Raw genomic sequence first — 544 nt, forward strand, 5'->3', positions numbered from 1 at the left:
GTATCACTGCAATTCTTCCGGTTGATGAGTTCTCAACAGACAAGTTCATCTTCATGGCAACTGGCGACGGTACCGTTAAGAAGACTTCTCTAGACCAGTTTGCGAACGTACGTTCAAACGGTCTAATTGCGGTGAACCTACGTGATGACGATTCTCTAATCGGCGTTGATATCACAACGGGTTCAAGCGACATCATGTTGTTCTCTAAAGCAGGTAAAGTTGTTCGCTTTAGCGAGGACAAAGTACGTGCAATGGGTCGTACAGCGGCAGGTGTCCGTGGTATGAAGCTGGCTGACGACGACCAAGTGGTTTCACTAATCGTTCCGTCTAACGAAGGCGACATCCTAACGGTTACTCAAAACGGTTACGGTAAACGTACCGAACTGGCTGAATACCCAACGAAAGGTCGTGCAACTCAGGGCGTTGTGTCTATCAAGGTTTCTGAGCGTAACGGTCCAGTAGTTGGCGCAGTACAAGTAGAAGAAGGCGACGAGATGATGATGATCACCGACGCTGGTACTCTGGTTCGTACACGTGTAGCAGA

The 544-nt window shown here is 48.7% G+C and carries 1 protein-coding gene; it reads left to right on the forward strand.

What is annotated here, in order from left to right:
* Positions 1 to 544: DNA gyrase C-terminal beta-propeller domain-containing protein (locus tag R7R78_RS28855; RefSeq protein ID WP_318119836.1), on the forward strand; the 544-nt coding region annotated here is incomplete at both ends.

The sequence above is a fragment of the Vibrio sp. 2134-1 genome (assembly GCF_033339495.1).